Origin of the sequence: Achromobacter aegrifaciens (genome assembly GCF_902859965.1) — a bacterium.
GTDB lineage: Bacteria > Pseudomonadota > Gammaproteobacteria > Burkholderiales > Burkholderiaceae_B > Achromobacter > Achromobacter aegrifaciens.
This window is the reverse complement of sequence record NZ_CADIKO010000003.1, coordinates 255,469-272,159: the sequence shown is the minus strand read 5'-3', so window position 1 is coordinate 272,159 and position 16,691 is coordinate 255,469. Positions and strand designations below refer to the sequence as shown.

Here is a 16,691-nt window from a genome sequence, read left to right as displayed (position 1 = left end):
CAAAAAATCTATGAAACTGGACGTCCTGGGTGTTCAAGCATTTGTGGCATTGGCTGAACGGGAAAGTTTCGGCAAGGCCGCCGAGTCGCTGTTCCTCTCGCAGGCGGCGCTGAGCCGCCGCATCCGGAACCTGGAAATCCACCTGGGCGTACGCCTGGTCGATCGCACCACCCGCACGCTCTCGCTGAGCACCGTGGGCCGCAGCTTCCTGCCGCAGGCGCGGCGCCTGCTGGGTGAACTGGAAAGCGCTCTGCAGCAGATCCGGGAACAACGGCAGGCGCTCGCGGGTAACGTGACCATGGCCTGCGTGCCGACGGTGGGCGTCCGCTTTCTGCCACGCGTGCTGCAAGCCTATGCCTCGGCATTTCCGGACAACCGGGTCAGCGTGCTGGACCACTCTTCCGCTGCCGTGCAGCAGGCCGTTCTGGACCGCGCCGCCGAGTTCGGCATAGGGATCGCGGACAGACTCGTACCCGAAATCGAATACGAGGAACTCCTGCACGACCGTTTCGTGCTGGTTTGCGGAAATGAACACCGCCTGGCCCGGCGCAAGGCGGTTCCCTGGTCCGAGCTGGAGAACGAAGCGCTGATCCTGCCTGGCGCGGGCAGCAGCAACCGCCCCCTGCTCGATGATCAACTGCCCGCGGGCATCGCCTTGCAGGCCCGCTTCGAGGTCCAGAGAAGCACGACCGCGGTGGGCATGGTGGCGGCGGGAGTGGGCGTGGCCATCGTTCCCGATCTCGCCCTGCAACCTGGGGCCTATCCGATGCTGGCGGCGGTGCCCTTGGTGCGCCCCGCTGTGTCGCGGGCATTCGTGCTGATGCAACGCCGCGGCAGCAGCCTTTCACCCGCTGCCGAAGCGCTCTTGGGATTCATAAGGCGCGAAAGACGCTCGCAGCGGCGCCCTGCCGCGCCGCAGTAAACCGCGGCTCAGGTACGATTGCGGCTTTCTGCCAGCATCTGGTTACGCATCCCTACGCGCCGTCAATCAAATGATTGCTATGGTGACGCCGTTTGCAACTGATGACGGACCCTATGCGTACCATTCCGAACTCTCGAGCCCGCCCCTCCTCCGCGTTGTTGACGCTGTCCACGGCGGCATTGCTCACGCTCGCCCCGCTTGCGGCGCAGGCCGATTCGGACAAGCACCGCCATCGCCACGGGCGCGAGTATAAAGAGCAGTATTGGGACGGCGCCTGTAAGGTCGAGCGCAAATGGAAGCGCAATGGCGACTACCAGGAAAAGCGCAAGTGCCGGGACGACTACCGCCACGGCTATGTGCAGGTGCCGCAGCCGGTGGCCGTGATGCCGGCGCCCGCCATTGTCATCAACCCGCCCCCCATCATCATCCGCCCCTGAACATGGATCAATCGGTGAAGGACGCGCTAGCCCGCTGGCCCGACGTGCCAGCGGTATACGGCTGGCTGTCGCTGGACGCGCGCGGCCGCTGGCGCCTGCATCCGCAAGGGCAATCAGCCGAAGGCGGCCCGGGCGAGTCCATCACCAATACCCAGATCCTGGAATTCATCAACCGCAATTACGAACACGATGAAGCGGGCCGCTGGTTCTTCCAGAATGGTCCGCAGCGCGTGTTCCTGCGGCTGGACGCCGCGCCCTATGTGCTGCGGCTGAGCGACGACAGCCGCCGACTGCTCACGCACACGAACGTCGCGGTCGATTCGGTCGATACGTGGAAGCTGGACGACGCGGGACAGCTGTATGCGATGACGCCCCTGGGCGCCGGCATCGTGCTGGACCGCGATCTGCAGCCGCTGTTGGAGAAGATGGCCACGGCGGACGGCGCCCCGCTGCTGGATGCGCTGGCGGATCTTGCGCCCGGTGGCGCAGTCCAGGCCGTCCTGCCCGGAACCTATGCGGCCGCGCCGCTGGCGCTGATAGCGCAAAAGGATGTGGCGCGGGAATTGGGCTTCGAAGCGAATCCCCGCGCCTGAACGGCGCGTTCAGAACATGCCGTTGGGATTGGCGGACTGCTCGGGAATGGGCTGCACCGCGTCCCAATGTTCCACGATCTTGCCCTGCTCCAGGCGGAAAATATCGATGATGGCGCTGCCACGATCGCCGGGCTGGCGCACCGCATGCACGTGCAGGATCACGTAGTCGCCATCGGTGAAGACTCGCTTGATCTCGCTGCGCGACTGCGGAAACTTGTCGCGCAGGAAGGCGATGAACTTGCGGAAGCCTTCGGGGCCGTCCGCCGCATTCGGGTTGTGCTGCACATAGCGGTCGCCGACGTACTTCAAGGCGGCATCCGCGTCCTTCTGGTTCAGGCCCTTTTCGTAGAAGGCCAGCACGGCCGCCTTGTTGGCGGCTTCCTGTTCGGCGGACGCATGGACGGCGGGAGACAGGGCCAGGGCCAGCATGGCTGCGGCAGCGGCGCGCTTGAAGTAAGGCTTGGAGAAGAACATGGAGAACTCCGGAATGGAAAAACGGCCGGGCCATTCTATGGTCCGGCCGTCCTGTCGGCCACGTCCGTGGCAGTAGACAGTCTGGTGCGCGCAGCGATCAGCCGCGGCCGCTCTTTACCAGCGCGTACTTGCCGTCGCCCAGCAACGCTAGTACGGCCGCAGCCACGGTCAGGAAGATCGGATACTCCCAGCCTCCGCCCGCATTGCCAAAGCCCCAGCCATTGGGAAAATGCACCGTCGACGCCACGAACAGCTGCACCACGGCAATGACGGCGACCCAACGCGGCACGACGCCCAGGATCAACAGCACGCCGGCGCCGACCTCGAAAAACGTCACCGGGTATGCCAGCCAGCCGGCGAAGCCGATCTTGGCAAAGAACTGCGCGGTGCCGGGCAGCGTGAACACCAGCAGCTTGGTCAGGCCATGGGCCAGGAACATGACGCCGAGCGCCACGCGCAGCAGCAGCGCGGCATAGGGCGCGGTACGGGTATCAACCATTGCACTCTCCTAGAGCGGTAGGGGAATCGCCCAGGATGGGAAGATTCTTGATGAGCGCTATTCTTGCGATTCCAAAAACAAAGATAAACATGCAGAATTGCAAATTATTGTTCCCCGATAGGAAACAATCTTGGACACGCACACCGCCATGCAGACCTATGCCAAGGTCGTGGAACTGGGCTCATTCGCGGCCGCGGCCGACAAGATGGGCCAGGCCCGTTCCGTGGTCACGCGCCAGATCGCCTATCTGGAACAGAAGTACGGCGTGCGCCTCCTGAACCGCACCACGCGCAAACTGAGCATGACCGACGCCGGACGCGCCTTCTATGAACGCGTGCGGCCCATCCTGGCCGAGGTGGCGGACCTGGAGCTGTCGCTGCAGGCCGAGGGCCAACGGCCCAGCGGCCGGCTGCGGGTGAGCGCGCCGGTGTCGTTCGGCATCCTGCACCTGGGGCCTGCCATAGCCGAGTACCTGCAACGCTACCCGGACGTGATCATCGACCTGGACCTGAACGACCGCGTGGTGGACCTGGTGGAGGACGGCTACGACGTGGCGGTGCGCATCGGGCCGCTGCAGGATTCCTCGCTGGTCGCGCGGCCGCTGGCGCCGCAGCAGTTGCTGGTCTGCGCCGCGCCCGACTACCTGCAACGCCATGGCACGCCGCAGACGCCCGAGGAACTGAAGCAGCACCGCTGCCTGCATTACGCCTATGCCAGCACCGGCAACGAATGGCATTTCGAGAAAGACGGCGTGACCCATCTGGTGCGCGTGAACGCGGCCCTGCGGGCCAATAACGGCGATGTGCTGCGGACCGCGGCCCTGGCCGGGCACGGCGTCATCCTGCAGCCCGATTTCCTGGTGGGCGACGACGTCCGCGCCGGGCGCCTGATTGCGCTGCTGACCGACTACGCCCACACCCCGATCTCCATGTACGCCGTCTACCCCCACCGGCGCTTCCTGTCGCCCAAGGTACGATCCTTCGTGGAGCATCTGGAAGGCCGCTTCGGCGCCTCCTCCCCAGCCGTTCCGGGCCGGCGCGCCAGCCCCCGCCGCAGCCGTTAGAATCGTACCCATGACCGCAAAATCGCCCCTCGAATACTTCCCCGCGCCGCGCCGTTCACATTTCTGCAGCCAATGCGGCTCGCCCATCAGCCGCCGGGTTCCCGAAGGCGACAACCGCGAACGCGACATCTGCGATCACTGCGGTGCGATCCACTACCAGAATCCAAGGCTGGTGGTCGGCACGGTGCCGGTCTGGGAGAACCGCGTCCTGCTATGCCGGCGCGCGATCGAGCCGCGCTACAACACCTGGACCCTGCCCGCCGGCTTCATGGAGCTGGGCGAGAGCACGGCGCAGGGCGCCGCCCGCGAAACACTGGAAGAATCCGGCGCGCGCATCAAGCTGGGCGAGCTCTACACCATCATCGACCTGCCGCAGATCGATCAGGTGCACGTGTTCTACCTGGCCGATGCGCTGTCGGACGCGCTGGACCCCGGCCCCGAAAGCCTGGAGGCCCGTTTTTTCGACGAATCCGAGATCCCCTGGGACGACCTGGCGTTCCGCACCGTGGCGACCACGCTGCGCCACTACTTCGACGACCGCAAGCAGGGCGTGTATCCCCCCCATCACTACACCCTAGAATCGCACCGTTGAAACTGCCCTGGCTCGCCGTCGACACCCCTTTTCCGCCCGCGGAGTTTGCGCTTGCGGATCCCGACGGCCTGCTCGCGGCGGGCGCGGACTTATCCACGCCCCGGCTGATCGAGGCGTATTCCAACGGCATATTCCCGTGGTACTCCGAGGGCGAGCCCATCCTGTGGTGGAGCCCAGATCCGCGCATGGTGCTCGCCGTGAAGGACTTCGCGCCCTCGCATTCGCTGCGCAAGCTGTTGCGGCAGATCGCCAGCCAGGAGCAAGGCGCCGCGCCGCGCGTGCAGGTACGCGTGGACACCGCTTTCGCCGAGGTGATGGCGCAATGCGCCGCGCCGCGTGACGGCCAGCCCGGCACCTGGATCACCGCAGCCATGCAGCAGGCCTATCGCGCCTGGCATGAGACCGGCTACGTGCACAGCATCGAAACCTGGATTGACGGCGAACTGGCCGGCGGCCTCTACGGCATCAGCCTGGGCCGCATGTTCTTCGGTGAATCCATGTTCACCCGCGCGCCCAACGCCTCGAAGATCGCGCTGGCCTATCTGGTGCGCTATCTGGCCGCGCAAGGCGTGCAACGCATCGACTGCCAGCAGCAGACGCGCCACCTGGCCAGCCTGGGCGCGCGCCCCATCCCGCGCGCCGCTTTCCTGCAGCATGTGCGCACCGCCACTGCGCTACCTGCCGTCGCGTGGGCGCGGGGCACGCTGGACAGCGCTGGCCGCTTGCATCCCGACACAGCATCGGGCCCGGGGTTCGGCGTTAATATGTAGCCACTCCCCTTGCGGGCCTGCTGCCGCATTGCGGGACCTCCGATGAGCCAGCTCAAAGAACTCCCTTTCTCCACCCTGCAGTTCTACGCCACCGCTCCCTACCCTTGCAGCTATCTGCCGGGTCGCCAGGCACGGTCGCAGGTTGCCGCGCCCGGCCATCTGATCAACGCAGGGACGTATTCGCAACTGGTGGAGCAAGGTTTTCGGCGCAGCGGGCTGTTCACCTACCGGCCCCATTGCGACAACTGCCACGCCTGTATCCCGGTGCGCGTGGATACGGCAGGCTTCGCGCCCAATCGCAGCCAGCGCCGCGCCTGGCGCGATCACCAGGGTTTGCAGTCATTCGTGGCGGAGCTGGCCTGGTCGCCCGAGCACTACCGGCTCTACACGCGCTACCAGCAGGGCCGCCATCCGGGCGGCGGCATGGACGAGGACAGCCGCACGCAGTATGCGCAATTCCTGCTCACCAGCCGCGTCAACACCCGCCTGGTCGAGTTCCGCGACGAGACCGGCGAGCTGGTCATGGTGTCCATCATCGACGTGCTGGACGACGGCCTGTCGTCCGTCTACACGTTTTACGATCCCGACATTGCCGGCAGCCTGGGCACCTACAGCATCCTGTGGCAGATCGAACAATGCCGCACGCTGAACCTGCCCTGGCTGTACCTGGGCTACTGGATCGCCGACAGCCGCAAGATGTCCTACAAATCCAGCTTCCATCCGGCCCAGTTCCTGGTCGACGGCGTGTGGGGCGACCAACCCGCGTTGCCGCCCGCCTGATCCGCCCCTTCTTTGGAGCGCCTGGGGCGGCGCAGGGCCGGCAAAATTCGCTCTACAATTCCGCCCCATGTCTATCCTCTTCCACGCCTATCCCCTGGCCCGCCCGGCGCTGTTCGCCATGGACGCGGAAACCGCCCACGAAGTCACCTTGTCGGGCCTGCAACGCGCCTATGAATGCGGCGCCACCCGCAAGCTCATGCACGCGCAGCCGAAGGCGCCAAGCACGCTGATGGGCTTGCAGCTGGCCAACCCGATCGGGCTGGCCGCGGGCCTGGACAAGAACGGCGCCTATATCGACGCACTGGGCAACCTGGGATTCGGCTTCATCGAGGTGGGGACCGTGACCCCGCGCGCGCAGCCCGGCAACCCCAAGCCGCGCATGTTCCGGCTGCCGCGCGCCAATGCACTGATCAACCGGCTGGGCTTCAACAACCAGGGCCTGGAAGCCTTCCTGGCCAATGTGCAGCGCAGCACCTGGCGCAAGCAAGGCGGCATTCTGGGGCTGAACATCGGCAAGAACGCGGACACGCCCATCGAGCGCGCCGCGGATGACTACCTGATCGGGCTGGAAGGCGTGTATCCGCATGCCGACTACGTGACGGTGAACATTTCATCGCCCAACACCAAGAACCTGCGCGCGCTGCAAGGCGGCGACGAACTGTCGGCCCTGCTAGCGCAACTGGCGGACAAGCGCCGCGCGCTGGAAGACCAGCACCAGCGGCGCGTGCCCATGGCGGTGAAGATCGCTCCGGACCTGACGCACGAACAGATCGATTCCATCGCGGAAACGCTGCCGCGCCACGGCATCGACGGCGTCATCGCCACCAACACCACCCTCTCGCGCGACGCCGTCACCGGCCAACCGCATGCCGAGGAAGCGGGCGGCCTGTCGGGCGCCCCGGTGCATGAATTGTCTCTGGCCGTCATCCGCCGCCTGAAGGAAAAGCTGGGCGGCAGCCTGGCGATCATCGGCGTGGGCGGCGTGATGTCGGGCCGCCAGGCCCGCGAAAAGATGGATGCGGGCGCCGACGCCGTGCAGCTCTATACCGGCCTGATCTACCGCGGCCCGGCCCTGGTGGGCGAGTGCGTGCGCGCCGTGGCGCGCTGAGCCCGGACGCGGCCGGCATCCGCCGGCCGTACAGCGAAAAAAGCAGGCAAAAAAAGGGGCCACCCGGTGGGTGGCCCTAATTCCAGCTCTGCTCTGTCACTCAACAGTACTACATAACTGCGGTTTGCGCAGCACTGCGCGCCAAAAACTTAGGCGCTGCGGCGGCTGCGGCTGGCAACCTTGGTGGCGGCGTCGGCGGCATCCGAGGCAGCCTTGAAGGTCGCGTTGGCGGCGGCATTCAGGTTCGACTCGGCGACTTCGGCGGCCTGCTTGGCGGCCTTGGTCATCGAATCGTAGGCGCTGGTCGCGGTGGCCAGCGAGGACTTGATCAGGGCAACGGCGCTTTCGGAGCCGGTCGGGGCGTTCTTGGAGAACTGGTCGACGGCTTCGCTCAGCTGCTGCTGGCCTTCGGCGATCTGTTCCTCGGTCAGCTTGACCAGGCTGGTCTGCACGCCGGCAACGATGTCGTACACGTGCTTGGTGTAGGCCATGGCCTTTTCGGCGCCCGGCTGCAGCAGGCCCGAGGCGAAAGCGGCGGCTTCCTGCGGATCCTTGACTTCAGCGGCTTGCTGCGACTTCTGGGCGACTTCGTCCAGGGTGGCCTTGACGACCTTCAGGTTCAGCTCGACCAGCTTTTCGAAGCCGGCGAACACGGCCGACTGGGCGGCCACGATGGTGTTGATGCTGGCCTTTTGACGGTCCAGGACTTGTTGCGGGATAGCGCTCATAGAATGCTCCTTCAGGGTAGCCGGAGGCTGTCCGGCAAATAAGGAATGGTTGTCTGCGACGAACTATAGAAACGTGCGCGGAAACTGGTACTACAAGCTACCGCCGGCCCGTTTGATGCACTGCACAATTGACATTCTAGGCTGAGAAAAATCCTTGTCAAGGAGTTTTTGTGCGACGCAACAAAGAATTGCACTTTGACGGTGCATGCCTTGTCCGGGTTTGATCCAGCACAAAGGTTTCCCAGGATTCAGGAAATACCCGAAGTGACGTCGTATCAATTGTTTTCTAAACTGCTTTCACGCTGATGACAGACAAATAAACCCACAAGTCAGCGCGCAACAGCAAATCGCAGCAAACCCTGCAATTGGAGACTCCATGACCCTCATCCCCCGCACGCTTTCGGCCTTGCTCGCGGCCAGCGCCATGCTCGCAGCCGGCGCCGCCCAAGCCGAATATCCGGATCGCCCCATCAACATGGTGGTGCCGTTCGCCGCTGGCGGCCCGACGGACAACGTCGCGCGTTCGCTCGCGGAAGCCATGCGGCCGAGCCTGGGCCAGACGGTCGTGGTCGAGAACAAGGGCGGCGCCGGCGGCACCATCGGCACGACCCAGGTAGCGCGCGCCCAGCCTGACGGCTACTCCGTCCTGCTGATGCACGCCGGCTTCTCGACGGCGCCCTCGCTGTACAAGAATCCGGGGTACGACCCCTACAAGAGCTTCGAGCCCATCGGCCTGGTGGTCGACGTGCCGATGACCATCATCGCGCGTTCGGACTTCCCGCCCAACAACATCAAGGAACTGGCCGAGTACGTCAAACAGAACAAGGACAAGGTGTCCCTGGCCAACGCCGGCATCGGCGCCGCCAGCCATCTGTGCGGCACCATGCTGGTCGAGGCGCTGGGCGTACAGCTGCTGACCATCCCCTACAAGGGTACGGCGCCCGCCATGAACGACCTGCTGGGCAAGCAGGTGGACCTGCTCTGCGACCAGACCACCAACACCACCCAGCAGATCGACAGCGGCAAGGTGAAGGCCTACGCAGTCACCAGCCTGAAGCGCGTCCCCACGCTGCCGAACCTGCCGACCATGGACGAATCCGGCTACAAGGGCTTCGAAGTGGGCATCTGGCATGGCATGTGGGTGCCGAAGGGCACGCCCAAGCCCGTCGTCGACAAGCTGGTCAAGAGCCTGCAGGCTGGCCTGGCCGATCCCAAGTTCCAGGAACGCATGAAGCAGCTGGGCGCGACGGTGCTGACGTCCGAAGCGAACCCGCAAGCCCTGGAAGCCAAGGTCAAGCAGCAAGTCCCGCAGTGGGGCGAGCTGTTCAAGAAGGCTGGCGTCGAACAGCAGTAACCCAAACCATGCGCCCTGGCGGCGCATGCAAAAAGAAAAGCCCCGTCCGGGGCTTTTCTTTTTTGCAGGCCGGCCCTGGATTACGAGCGCAGAGCCTCTGCGGCCATGCCCAGACCGTTGAAGCCGGTGGAAACGGAGGGCTCGTAGCCCAGCGCTTCCGAGATGCTGGCGGCGGTGTCGACCAGCGCCTTGATCCAGTCGTCCTGCAGGCGCTCGGCGGGGGCCGAAATGGACAGGCCGGCGACCAACTTGCCGGTATCGTCGAAAATGCCGGCGGCGATGCAGCGCACGCCGAGTTCCAGTTCTTCGTTGTCGCGCGCATAACCGTGGCGCCGCACTAACGCCAGTTCGCGCTCCAGGCGGTCCAGGTCGGTCAGGCTGTTGCGCGTGTGGCCGGCCAGGCCGGTGCGCAGCGCGTAGGCCCGGACCTGGCGCGCATCGGCGGTGGACAGGAACAGCTTGCCGGTGGAGGTCAGGTGCAGCGGCGCGCGGCCGCCGATGGCGCGGACCACCTGCATGCCGGAACGCTCGCTCCAGGCGCGGTCGATGTAGACGATCTCGTCGCCCTGCTGGACCGACAGGTTGATGGTCTGCCCGGTCAGCTTGTGCAGCGAGCGCATGGCGGAAATGGCCGCCTCGCGCACGTTCAGGCGCCCCTTTACCAGCGAACCCAGCTCCAGCAGGCGCATGCCCAGCTGATACAGGCCGTTGTCGACGCGTTCGACATAGCGGCCCACGACCAGGTCGTTAAGGATGCGATGCGCGGTGGACGCATGCAGGCCCGTGGTCGCGGACAGTTCTTTCAGCGTAACCGGATCCGGCTGCGCGGCCAGGGCATCGAGCAGACGCATGGCGCGTTCGATCACCTGGATGGCGATGGGATGGGCGGAGGCGCCTTCGGTCTCGGCGTCCAGGGCGTTGCGGGTAGTGGGGAGACGGGACATGGAAAGGGGGGCGTGGACAGCCGCGCCGCCTGTAGGGCCCCACCTTAGGGAACCGGACTTGCGGCATTGCAGCAAACAGTTCTTTCCCGTATTGTGAAATTTACTGGCGCGTTTGGCAACCGCTTTTTGTATCAAAAAAAGGGCCGCACATCGGGTGCGGCCCCGACTTCAGGCTGCTGGCGGGGGCGCCAGCCTGCCTCCCAGGCGCAGCACCTCGGCCCGCAAATACTCCAGCGCTTCGGCTGCCGCGGCCGGTTCGCCCTTCACGCCCAGGTCGATATGGGGGGTGCCGCCGGCCTCGCCCACGCTGGGCAGGCTGAACGCGCGCACGCCGGGCCAGCGCGTTTCCACGGCCTGCATGGCCGGCGTAATGCGCGACTCCGGCATGCTGAATACCAGGAAGGAGTGCTCCGCGTGGGCGCGCACATGCTGCAGCGCACGATAGCGCGTGTCCAGCGTCCATTCCAGCATGGGCCACGCCATGACGGGAAAGCCCGGCACGAAGGTGTGGTCCTTGATGAAGAAGCCGGGAATGCGGTTGTAGGGATTCGGGACGATCTCGCAGCCTTCCGGAAACACGCCCATCTGCAGGCGCTGCTGGTTTTCCGGCGCGCTCATGTCGGCTGTGCCCTGCCCCTTGGCAGCCATCTCGGCCGTGCGCAGCGCGATGGCCTCTTCGGCCTCCGGGTGCAGCGCCAGCGGCAGGCCGAGCGCGGCCGCGGCGGCCTGGCGCGTGTGGTCATCGGGCGTGCCGCCGATGCCGCCACAGGAAAACACCACATCGCCGGTGGCAAAGCTGCGCTTGTAGGTGGCGATGAGCGTGTCGCGGTCGTCGGGCACGATTTCAGCCCAGCCCAACTGCATGCCGCGCGCGCCCAGAAGCTCGACGACCTTGGAAAAATGCTTGTCCTGACGGCGGCCCGAGAGGATTTCGTCCCCTACGATGATGAGGCCAATGCGGCGGGCGGCGGATTCTGCGGCCATGTCCGATTCCAGAAGTTGAGAAGAATGACGCGATTCAGACGTCGATGACCCGGTCCTCGCGCAAGCGCTTGAGCGCTTCCAGACCGTAGTGGGCGTAGACCAGGGCCGAGAACACCGGCAGGATGACCCACGCGGGCGGCAACAGGTTCAACAGCGAGCAGATCAGGCCTATGGTCCAGAAGCCGCCGTTGTTGCGTTCCAGGATCAGCTTGCGCTCGGCGGGGCTGGCGTGTTCGACGATGGCGTCCACGCGCATCATGCGCGAAAACGCGAACGCCCACCAGAAGATCGACAAGGCGATAGCCATGGGCGGCACCAGCCACAGCGGCAGCGTCAGCAGCCAGCCCGCGGCAAAGGCCAGCGATACCCAGATCGCGTTCCATACGCTGACCGCCGTCGCATGCTTGCCTTGCCGCGTGACGCTCACATACTCACGCTTGCCGACGTGGTTCAGCACCAGCGGCATCACGAACACGGCGGCAATCGCCAGGCCGAGGATGCCCGATACCGGCAACAGGATGGCCACCGCGATCACGGGGATCATGTAGACCTTGAGCGAGAACAGCCCCATCGCCAGCATCCAGTCCTCGGCCCGGTTGACGAAGTCCCAGCGCGCCGCCTCGGCAGCCAGCCATTCGTTGAGCGGCGTCCAGAACAGGTACAGCAGCAACAGGGCCCCCACCAGCGCGATCAGGAACGGCAGCAGCACCGCGAACAGCATGGAGGGATGGCATTGGGACACCAGGGCGCGCTTGAACGCCTGGCCCACGCTGACGGCGCCGGCCCCGGCAGCGGAAAATCGGCCGTTGTCGGGCGTGGCGGAATCAGTGCGCAAAGCAGTCATGGACGAGGAATGAGGGGGTAGACATCCCGGGTATGATAGTCAAACACGCCTTCATCTGCCCACATGTCCCTACTTGTACCCGATACCGACCTGGCCGCGCTGCGCGCGCGGCTGGGCTCATCGCCCGACGCCTGGCTGGTGGCCTGCTTCTGCGCGGCCTGGTGCGACACCTGCGAGCAATACAAGCCCAAGCTGCAAGCGCTGGCCGCCGCCATGCCGCAGCACGTCTTCGCCTGGATCGACATCGAGGACCACGCCGAACTCTTGGGCGACGAAGACGTGGAGAACTTCCCCACGCTGCTGGTGCAGATCGGATCGAAGGTGGTGTTCTACGGCCCCATGCTGCCGCACATCGGCCACCTGGAACGCCTGCTCGAAAGCCTGAATGAAAACAGCCCTGCGGTCGCCACCGCGCTGCCGGACCTGCCGCGCATGCTGGCCACCTGAGCCGCAGCGGGCGTCACGCGGGCCAGCCATAAAAAAACCCGCAAACCTAAGGGCTTGCGGGTTTTTTCATGCCGGCGCCTTTCAGGGCTTGCGGCTGCCGCCCAGCAGGACGGCGATCTGGCGCTTCGGCCCCGAGGATGCGCCGTTGCTCCTGGGCGCCGGTTCTTCGGCGGGCGCGGACGGCGCCGAGGGCTCGTAGGGCTTCAGGAAGAAATCGTCCACGGGCTGGCGCGGCGCGCCGGACGAATAGCCGGAGCGGCGGTCGGACGAACGGCCGCGGTCGCCGCGGCTGTCACGGCTTTCACGACCCTCGCGCCCTTCGCGCGACGACGAACCGCGGCGCTCGTCGCTGCGGCGGTGGCTGCGCGCGACCAGGTCGGCAGGAACATCCAGGGTGCCGCGCGGCACTTCGCGCTTGATGAGTTTTTCGATGTCGAGCAGGAAGCGTTCTTCGTCGGGCGTGAACAAGGCGATGGCCTCGCCCGATGCGCCCGCGCGGCCCGTGCGGCCAATACGGTGCACGTAGTCTTCCGCGTTGTACGGCAGGTCGTAGTTGATGACGCAAGGCACGCCAGCCACGTCCAGGCCGCGCGCGGCCACGTCGGTAGCCACCAGCACTTCCAGTTCGCCGGCCTTGAAGGCTTCCAGCGCCTTCATGCGGTCGGCCTGGGTCTTGTCGCCGTGAATGGATTCAGCCTTGACGCCGTCTCGTTCCAGGTCGCGGGCCAAGCGCGCCGTGCCGATCTTGGTGTTGGAAAACACGATGACCTGGTTCAGGCCGCGCGACTTCACCAGATGCACGACCGCGGCGCGCTTGGCGTCGCTGGGCATCTTGTAGGCGATCTGGGTGATCGTGTTGGCGGTGGCGTTGCGCGCCGCGACTTCGATTTCGACCGGTTGATTCAGGTACGAGCGGCCCAGCTTGCGGATTTCATTGCTGAACGTGGCGGAGAACAGCAGGCCCTGGCGCTGCGCGGGCAGCAGGCGGATGATGCGCTCCAGGTCGGGCAGAAAGCCCATGTCCAGCATGCGGTCGGCTTCGTCCAATACCAGGATGCCGACCTGGCTCAGGTTCACGTTCTTTTGCTCGACGTGGTCGAGCAGGCGGCCGGGCGTGGCCACCAGCACTTCGCAGCCGCGGCGCAGGGCTTCCTTCTGCGGACCGATATCCACGCCGCCGAACACCACCGCCGAACGCAGGGGCGTCTGCTTGCTGTAGCGCTTGACGCTTTCGTAGACCTGGTCGGCCAGTTCGCGCGTGGGCGTCAGGATCAGCGCGCGCACCGGATGGCGCGCGGGCGATGCGCTGGTATTGGCCAGCGGCATGAGGCGATGCAGGATGGGCAGCGTAAAGGCGGCCGTCTTGCCGGTGCCGGTCTGGGCTGCGCCCATGACGTCGCGCCCTTCCACCACGACGGGGATGGCCTGCGCCTGGATCGGCGTGGGCGTGGTGTAGCCGGTTTCGGCGATGGACTGCAGAAGCAGAGGGTGCAGCCCGAAATCGGTGAACGTCGGCGCGGGCGCGGCAGGTGCTACGGATTGAGTGGATTCAGTCATCAGGGTTAGGCAGATACCGGGACCAGTGAAAAAGAACAAAACGAGAGTGCTACGCGCACTGCACTACATATGCATCGGAACAACCTGAACACGCGCAATCTGCATCCTGCCTTGCTGGCCAGGCGGCGCATTCTGGATTCGATACTTATGAGGGCAGTACCAGGCCCGGATTGCTGTGGATAACATGATTTTAGCGCAGCCGCATTACCACACGGTCCAGCCGCCTTCTGAAAGGCATTGCAAACGCCTTCCGCCCGCTGTCAGCAAGCGCCCGCCGGGCATACCAGTCGCGTCCACTGGATGGACGTTTTGGGTAATGACTCTTAGCCGGCCAGCCAGCGCAGGCCCCAGAGCGCCAGCATGCCGACGATGATGACCAGCACCGCGCTGCGGGTGCGCAGGAATACCAGGATGGCGAGTACGCCCGCGACCAGCTTGTAGTCGAACACCGGCCCCAGGCCGGCCTTCCAGGGCAGCAGGTCGGGCACGATGATGGCGGTCAGGGCGGCGGCGGGCGCGTAGCGCAAGGCGCGGCGCACGCCTTCCGGCAGGGGGATGTAGTCGCCGAACAGCATGAAGCCGGCGCGCGTCAGCACACTGCACAGCGCCAGCAGCAGGATGGCGGAATAGACGTAGATTTCAGCAGGCCAGAGGGTCATGCGCGGGCCTTGAAGTAGCGTTCGGCCCAAATGCCGGCGACCACGCCCGCCACCACGGCGGCGGCCAGGCCCAGGCGCAGCGGCAGGACCTGCCCGGTCCAGGCGACCACGCCGGCTGCCAGCATGGAAATCAGCATGGGCTTGGTGCTGGCCAGCGGCACCGTGATGGCCAGCAGCGCCAGCACCGCGGCAAAGTCCAGCGACCAGTCCGTGGGCACCATGGAGCCCAGATAGATGCCGACGATGGACGAGGTCTGCCACACGAACCAGCCCGGCGCGATGGCGCCCAGGAAGAACCAGAGCTGCTCGCGGGTGCCGCGCACGGCCGCATCGCCAAAGCGCGGCATGAACAGCACGAAGCCCATGTCGGTCGTGAAATACCCCAGCCCCAGCCGCTTGGGCCAGGACAGGTGGCGGAAATAGGGATGCAGCGCCGCGCCGAAAATGAGAAAGCGCAGGTTCACCACGCAGCCGGCGGCGAAAATCAGCCAAAGCGGCGCGCCAGTAGCGATGAGCGGCAGGGACGTCAGTTGGGCCGAGCCCGCGTACAGCAACAGGGTCATGGCCAGCGCCATGGTTTCGGTCAAGCCCGACTTGACCATGGCCACGCCGGTGACCAGCCCCCAAGTGGCGGTGGCGATCAGGGCGGGCACGATGGCGTGCACGCCAGCCCGGAATGCAGCGATACGCTCCTGGCGGACCGCGACGGGGTCTTCGGATTCAGGAAGCGCGGATTCAGAGGACAACTGCTGGCCCCTGGCGATTCGGACAGGACGACATGGAAACTCTAAGGAAAAGGAACGCACGACAACCCGTTCGCCCGCCGGGATCACTACGCGCGGGCCTGGCGGCGCCGCGCCGGGGCGCGAATAGGGGCGTATTGTAACCTCGCTGCTTGATACAATACGGGCCTCGGGATTCTTGGGCGCTTGGGAGTAGACCATGTCGATGGCAGACCGCGACGGCTTCATCTGGTATGACGGCAAGCTCGTACCGTGGCGAGACGCGACCACGCACGTCCTGACGCACTCCCTGCATTACGGCCTGTCGGTATTCGAAGGCGTGCGCGCCTACCGCTCCGAGATCGGCACCGCCATCTTCCGCCTCGAAGACCACACCAACCGCCTCTTCAATTCGGCTCACATCTACCAGATCCCGATGCCCTTCGATCGCGACACGATCAACGAGGCGCAGCGGACGGTCGTGCGCGAAAACCAGCTGGAAGCCGGCTACCTGCGCCCCCTGGTGTTCTACGGCCCCGAAAAAATGGGCGTGTCGCCCAAGGGCGCCCGGGTGCACGTGGCTATCGCCGCCTGGCCCTGGGGCGCCTATCTGGGCGAAGAGGCGCTGTCCGCAGGCATCCGCGTCAAGGTGTCGTCATTCGCGCGCCAGCACGTGAACGTCACGATGCCGCGCGCCAAGGTGGCCACCACCTACGCCAATTCGATCCTGGCCAATACCGAGGCCCTGCAGGACGGCTACGACGAAGCCCTGCTGCTGGACACGGAAGGCTTCGTGGCCGAGGGTTCCGGCGAAAACCTCTTCATCGTCAAGGACGGCGTGCTCTGCGAGCCTGAGATCGCATCCGCCCTGACCGGCATTACCCGCTCCACCATCCATGCGCTGGCCGCCGACCTGGGCTTGCGCGTGGTGACCAAGCGCCTGACACGCGATGACGTCTACATCGCCGACGAGGCATTCTTCACCGGCACGGCCGCCGAAGTGACCCCCATCCGCGAAGTGGACAACCGCCAGATCGGCTCCGGCCGGCGCGGCCCGATCACGGAGCGGCTGCAGAAAGCTTTTTTTGACGTGGTGAATGGCCGCAACCCGAAGTACCATCACTGGCTGAGTAAAGTCTGATCCGCGCGGCCCGGTCCATGACCAGGCCGCATCATTGCCCCAACCTGCCGATTACCGGTTTTTTTTCAGGAAT

Annotated in this window: 20 protein-coding genes; 11 read left to right on the top strand and 9 right to left on the bottom strand. The window is 65.5% G+C overall.

Annotation, left to right across the window (positions count from 1 at the left end):
• Positions 1-10 precede the first annotated feature (10 nt).
• The 3 genes from HV793_RS20260 to HV793_RS20250 all read left to right on the top strand — a co-directional run bounded on the left by HV793_RS20260 (position 11) and on the right by HV793_RS20250 (position 1,952).
• Positions 11-922 (top strand): LysR family transcriptional regulator, encoded by a 912-nt coding sequence (locus tag HV793_RS20260; protein ID WP_054449977.1) that lies wholly within the window; start codon positions 11-13, stop codon positions 920-922.
• Positions 923-1,035: 113 nt separating this feature from the next.
• Positions 1,036-1,359, top strand: coding sequence for a hypothetical protein (locus HV793_RS20255; protein WP_054451291.1), 324 nt, complete (start codon positions 1,036-1,038; stop codon positions 1,357-1,359).
• 2 nt (positions 1,360-1,361) lie between these two features.
• Positions 1,362-1,952 carry a DUF2946 family protein gene (locus tag HV793_RS20250; RefSeq protein WP_054449975.1) on the top strand — a complete coding sequence of 197 codons (591 nt, stop codon included), beginning with the start codon at positions 1,362-1,364 and terminating at the stop codon, positions 1,950-1,952.
• A 9-nt stretch (positions 1,953-1,961) separates the two neighbouring features.
• On the opposite strand, the gene HV793_RS20245 is transcribed toward HV793_RS20250, so the two are convergent.
• Positions 1,962-2,426, bottom strand: coding sequence for a nuclear transport factor 2 family protein (locus HV793_RS20245; protein WP_156337299.1), 465 nt, complete (start codon positions 2,424-2,426; stop codon positions 1,962-1,964).
• Positions 2,427-2,523: 97 nt separating this feature from the next.
• Positions 2,524-2,925, bottom strand: coding sequence for a DoxX family protein (locus HV793_RS20240; RefSeq protein WP_125471643.1), 402 nt, complete (start codon positions 2,923-2,925; stop codon positions 2,524-2,526).
• A gap of 130 nt (positions 2,926-3,055) precedes the next feature.
• Here HV793_RS20240 and HV793_RS20235 point away from each other — a divergent pair, with 130 nt between their 5' ends.
• The 5 genes from HV793_RS20235 to HV793_RS20215 all read left to right on the top strand — a co-directional run bounded on the left by HV793_RS20235 (position 3,056) and on the right by HV793_RS20215 (position 7,238).
• Positions 3,056-3,988 (top strand): LysR family transcriptional regulator, encoded by a 933-nt coding sequence (locus tag HV793_RS20235; protein ID WP_175213841.1) that lies wholly within the window; start codon positions 3,056-3,058, stop codon positions 3,986-3,988.
• A gap of 10 nt (positions 3,989-3,998) precedes the next feature.
• Positions 3,999-4,580 carry an NUDIX hydrolase gene (locus HV793_RS20230; RefSeq protein ID WP_175181135.1) on the top strand — a complete coding sequence of 194 codons (582 nt, stop codon included), beginning with the start codon at positions 3,999-4,001 and terminating at the stop codon, positions 4,578-4,580.
• Complete coding sequence (aat, locus tag HV793_RS20225) at positions 4,577-5,350, top strand: leucyl/phenylalanyl-tRNA--protein transferase (protein WP_175213840.1); 774 nt, start codon at positions 4,577-4,579, stop codon at positions 5,348-5,350. The genes HV793_RS20230 and aat overlap by 4 nt, the downstream gene beginning before the upstream one ends.
• Before the next feature lie 42 nt (positions 5,351-5,392).
• Positions 5,393-6,130, top strand: a complete 738-nt coding sequence (locus HV793_RS20220; protein ID WP_054449966.1) for an arginyltransferase — start codon at positions 5,393-5,395, stop codon at positions 6,128-6,130.
• A gap of 67 nt (positions 6,131-6,197) precedes the next feature.
• Positions 6,198-7,238 carry a quinone-dependent dihydroorotate dehydrogenase gene (locus HV793_RS20215; RefSeq protein ID WP_119449687.1) on the top strand — a complete coding sequence of 347 codons (1,041 nt, stop codon included), beginning with the start codon at positions 6,198-6,200 and terminating at the stop codon, positions 7,236-7,238.
• Positions 7,239-7,387: 149 nt separating this feature from the next.
• On the opposite strand, the gene phaP is transcribed toward HV793_RS20215, so the two are convergent.
• The gene (phaP, locus tag HV793_RS20210; protein ID WP_054449962.1) at positions 7,388-7,966 is read right to left on the bottom strand and encodes a TIGR01841 family phasin; all 579 of its coding nucleotides are present in this window, start codon (positions 7,964-7,966) and stop codon (positions 7,388-7,390) included.
• Positions 7,967-8,342: 376 nt separating this feature from the next.
• Here phaP and HV793_RS20205 point away from each other — a divergent pair, with 376 nt between their 5' ends.
• Entirely contained in the window at positions 8,343-9,320 is a 978-nt protein-coding gene (locus HV793_RS20205; RefSeq protein WP_054449960.1) for a tripartite tricarboxylate transporter substrate binding protein BugD, read from the top strand.
• Positions 9,321-9,400: 80 nt separating this feature from the next.
• On the opposite strand, the gene HV793_RS20200 is transcribed toward HV793_RS20205, so the two are convergent.
• The 3 genes from HV793_RS20200 to HV793_RS20190 form a co-directional block, all read right to left on the bottom strand.
• On the bottom strand, positions 9,401-10,264 hold the full coding sequence (locus HV793_RS20200) for an IclR family transcriptional regulator (protein WP_054449958.1): 864 nt from the start codon (positions 10,262-10,264) through the stop codon (positions 9,401-9,403).
• Positions 10,265-10,432: 168 nt separating this feature from the next.
• Complete coding sequence (locus HV793_RS20195) at positions 10,433-11,248, bottom strand: competence/damage-inducible protein A (protein ID WP_125471645.1); 816 nt, start codon at positions 11,246-11,248, stop codon at positions 10,433-10,435.
• Positions 11,249-11,282: 34 nt separating this feature from the next.
• Positions 11,283-12,092 carry an EI24 domain-containing protein gene (locus HV793_RS20190; protein WP_054449954.1) on the bottom strand — a complete coding sequence of 270 codons (810 nt, stop codon included), beginning with the start codon at positions 12,090-12,092 and terminating at the stop codon, positions 11,283-11,285.
• 63 nt (positions 12,093-12,155) lie between these two features.
• Between HV793_RS20190 and HV793_RS20185 the strand changes: the two genes are divergently transcribed.
• Positions 12,156-12,539 carry a thioredoxin family protein gene (locus tag HV793_RS20185; protein ID WP_175213839.1) on the top strand — a complete coding sequence of 128 codons (384 nt, stop codon included), beginning with the start codon at positions 12,156-12,158 and terminating at the stop codon, positions 12,537-12,539.
• An 81-nt stretch (positions 12,540-12,620) separates the two neighbouring features.
• Here the strand turns inward: HV793_RS20185 and HV793_RS20180 are convergent, their stop codons facing one another.
• The 3 genes from HV793_RS20180 to HV793_RS20170 all read right to left on the bottom strand — a co-directional run bounded on the left by HV793_RS20180 (position 12,621) and on the right by HV793_RS20170 (position 15,501).
• Positions 12,621-14,096, bottom strand: coding sequence for a DEAD/DEAH box helicase (locus HV793_RS20180; protein ID WP_156337298.1), 1,476 nt, complete (start codon positions 14,094-14,096; stop codon positions 12,621-12,623).
• A 323-nt stretch (positions 14,097-14,419) separates the two neighbouring features.
• Positions 14,420-14,755 (bottom strand): AzlD domain-containing protein, encoded by a 336-nt coding sequence (locus tag HV793_RS20175; RefSeq protein ID WP_054449947.1) that lies wholly within the window; start codon positions 14,753-14,755, stop codon positions 14,420-14,422.
• Positions 14,752-15,501 carry an AzlC family ABC transporter permease gene (locus tag HV793_RS20170; RefSeq protein WP_175181131.1) on the bottom strand — a complete coding sequence of 250 codons (750 nt, stop codon included), beginning with the start codon at positions 15,499-15,501 and terminating at the stop codon, positions 14,752-14,754. Before HV793_RS20170 ends, HV793_RS20175 begins: the two co-directional genes overlap by 4 nt.
• A 196-nt stretch (positions 15,502-15,697) precedes the next feature.
• On the opposite strand from HV793_RS20170, the gene HV793_RS20165 reads away from it, so the two are divergent.
• A complete protein-coding gene (locus HV793_RS20165) occupies positions 15,698-16,618 on the top strand; it encodes a branched-chain amino acid transaminase (protein ID WP_054449943.1) in 921 nt (306 codons plus the stop codon).
• Positions 16,619-16,691: the final 73 nt, after the last annotated feature.

Bases quoted from the DNA above. Each gene is read 5' to 3' on its own strand.
- HV793_RS20200 (WP_054449958.1), bottom strand. From the start codon at position 10,264: ATGTCCCGTCTCCCCACTACCCGCAACGCCCTGGACGCCGAGACCGAA.
- HV793_RS20245 (WP_156337299.1), bottom strand. From the start codon at position 2,426: ATGTTCTTCTCCAAGCCTTACTTCAAGCGCGCCGCTGCCGCAGCCATG.
- HV793_RS20250 (WP_054449975.1), top strand. From the start codon at position 1,362: ATGGATCAATCGGTGAAGGACGCGCTAGCCCGCTGGCCCGACGTGCCA.
- HV793_RS20185 (WP_175213839.1), top strand. From the start codon at position 12,156: ATGTCCCTACTTGTACCCGATACCGACCTGGCCGCGCTGCGCGCGCGG.
- HV793_RS20240 (WP_125471643.1), bottom strand. From the start codon at position 2,925: ATGGTTGATACCCGTACCGCGCCCTATGCCGCGCTGCTGCTGCGCGTG.
- HV793_RS20260 (WP_054449977.1), top strand. From the start codon at position 11: ATGAAACTGGACGTCCTGGGTGTTCAAGCATTTGTGGCATTGGCTGAA.
- HV793_RS20220 (WP_054449966.1), top strand. From the start codon at position 5,393: ATGAGCCAGCTCAAAGAACTCCCTTTCTCCACCCTGCAGTTCTACGCC.
- HV793_RS20215 (WP_119449687.1), top strand. From the start codon at position 6,198: ATGTCTATCCTCTTCCACGCCTATCCCCTGGCCCGCCCGGCGCTGTTC.
- HV793_RS20175 (WP_054449947.1), bottom strand. From the start codon at position 14,755: ATGACCCTCTGGCCTGCTGAAATCTACGTCTATTCCGCCATCCTGCTG.
- HV793_RS20195 (WP_125471645.1), bottom strand. From the start codon at position 11,248: ATGGCCGCAGAATCCGCCGCCCGCCGCATTGGCCTCATCATCGTAGGG.
- phaP (WP_054449962.1), bottom strand. From the start codon at position 7,966: ATGAGCGCTATCCCGCAACAAGTCCTGGACCGTCAAAAGGCCAGCATC.
- HV793_RS20190 (WP_054449954.1), bottom strand. From the start codon at position 12,092: ATGACTGCTTTGCGCACTGATTCCGCCACGCCCGACAACGGCCGATTT.
- HV793_RS20165 (WP_054449943.1), top strand. From the start codon at position 15,698: ATGTCGATGGCAGACCGCGACGGCTTCATCTGGTATGACGGCAAGCTC.
- HV793_RS20230 (WP_175181135.1), top strand. From the start codon at position 3,999: ATGACCGCAAAATCGCCCCTCGAATACTTCCCCGCGCCGCGCCGTTCA.
- HV793_RS20255 (WP_054451291.1), top strand. From the start codon at position 1,036: ATGCGTACCATTCCGAACTCTCGAGCCCGCCCCTCCTCCGCGTTGTTG.
- HV793_RS20205 (WP_054449960.1), top strand. From the start codon at position 8,343: ATGACCCTCATCCCCCGCACGCTTTCGGCCTTGCTCGCGGCCAGCGCC.
- HV793_RS20180 (WP_156337298.1), bottom strand. From the start codon at position 14,096: ATGACTGAATCCACTCAATCCGTAGCACCTGCCGCGCCCGCGCCGACG.